Origin of the sequence: Algibacter sp. L4_22 (assembly GCF_023473045.1) — a bacterium.
In the GTDB taxonomy this organism is placed as follows: Bacteria; Bacteroidota; Bacteroidia; order Flavobacteriales; family Flavobacteriaceae; genus Algibacter.
In genome coordinates, this window is the sequence record NZ_JAMCOK010000030.1 from 1 (window position 1) to 1,876 (window position 1,876).

1 protein-coding gene is annotated in these 1,876 nt (G+C 28.0%); it reads left to right on the forward strand.

All coding sequences use genetic code 11. The features are described 5' to 3' along the window. Window positions 1-197: 197 nt before the first annotated feature. Complete coding sequence (locus tag M4I23_RS19405) at window positions 198-1,682, forward strand: S41 family peptidase (protein WP_249755511.1); 1,485 nt, start codon at window positions 198-200, stop codon at window positions 1,680-1,682. Window positions 1,683-1,876 lie beyond the last annotated feature (194 nt).

Here is a 1,876-nt window from a genome sequence, read left to right on the forward strand (position 1 = left end):
GCGCGTTTGGTTGCTTATGATTTTCCTGCGGAAAATCCACGCACACAAACAACGCACTATTCTTATACGTAAACGTTAGCTACAATTCTACTCATTTCCAAAAAAAAATTAATTACTTTTAGGAAACGTTTTACCAAAAACCAAACACTTAATAATCAATAAATTACAAAAACGTTACTCAGAATTTAAACAAACGAATGAACATTAGAATAAAATACATAATCTATTCCATTTTAATAATTCTGATTTCTTGTAAATCTGAAAACAATAAAACGGAAGTTGGAAAAGAAAATTTAATTGCAAAAAAAGCAATGTTGGATGATTTTAAAATTTTTCAAACTATCTATGAAAAAGCAAATCCAGGGCTTTATAAATATCATTCGAAAGAAGAAATTGATAGCATATTTATATCAAGTAAAAAGTTATTAAACAACGATTTACCGTTTCGAGAATTTTACAACATATTATGGAATGTTATAGATTACACAGGTAGTTGTCATAATAATTTAACATATCCTGATTCTTTGGACAAAGAATTGAGTAATCATAAAATATTCTTTCCAATACCATTAAAGTATATCGACAAAAAACTTTACACAAATATTGAATACAAAGGAATTCCTGTTGGTAGTGAAATAATATCTATAAATAATATTCCTCAAAATGACTTTTTAATTCAAATATCAAAATACGTAAGTACAGACGGTTTTAATAAAACTGGGAAATATGCAAACATCGAAACTGATTGGTTACCTTTTTATATGTATTTGACATTAGGTAAACAAAATCATTTCAATATTCAATACGAATCAAATAATTCAAATACTATTCAAGAATTAAAAATTGCAAGTGTTACTTACAAAGACTTTTATACTAATTACAACAAACGATACTCAAAAGAATATGATAGGAGGAAAAACAATGACTATTCATATAAATATTTAGATATTATAAATACAGGAATTTTAGAAATTAACACATTTGGAATGGGTGGTCCCAAATCAAAAGGACATACTAAATATGCACGGTTTTTAGATTCAATATTTATAAATATAAATCAAAAAAAAGTATCAAACTTAATAGTTGATATTAGAGGAAACGGTGGCGGAAACGACCCGAATGACTTATTACTCTATTCCTATCTTACGCAAAGAACTTTTAAGGAAAACACATCCGCATTTACTCTTTTTCAGGATATTCCTTTTGCTGATTTATATGTTGACGATGATATCGAAGAACTACCAACTGAATTGAAGGAAGAACATTCTATTTTCAAAGATGGAAAATACTATCAAAACTCAAAGTTCAATAAAGATTGGCTTCCTAATAAAAATACTTTTAAAGGAAATCTTATATTGTTAATAGACCCTTATGTAGCATCCGCAGGTTCCTTGTTTGCGAGTTTAGTTAAAAGTGATAAGAATGCAACTATCATTGGAGAAGAAACACTTGGTGGATACTATGGTCATACTGGACATATTCCAGTAAATTACGAATTACCCAATTCCAAATTAATTCTAACTTTTTCAATAGTTGATTTGGAACAAGATGTAAAACGATTGCCAGAGGAAAGTTATGGAGACGGAATTAAACCTGATTTTGAAGTTAGTCAAACATATCAAGATTTCATTGAAAATAAAGATACACAACTAAATTTCGCCATTGAAAAAATAAAACTGTAGCTAACAATGTATAAAAATAATAGCGGTTTAATCGCTAAAATCAAAGTAAGTAAATATATAAAAGGTCAATCTTTGACCGAAAAGTTAGTGTTTAAAAATCCGCTACTATTCTTACACTAAACGTTGCCATTCATGCTCACTCAGCTCTAAAAAAAGTTCTAAAACCGCTTAAAAAGTAGTTTAAAATAGTAACT

Bases quoted from the DNA above. Each gene is read 5' to 3' on its own strand.
- M4I23_RS19405 (WP_249755511.1), top strand. From the start codon at position 198: ATGAACATTAGAATAAAATACATAATCTATTCCATTTTAATAATTCTG.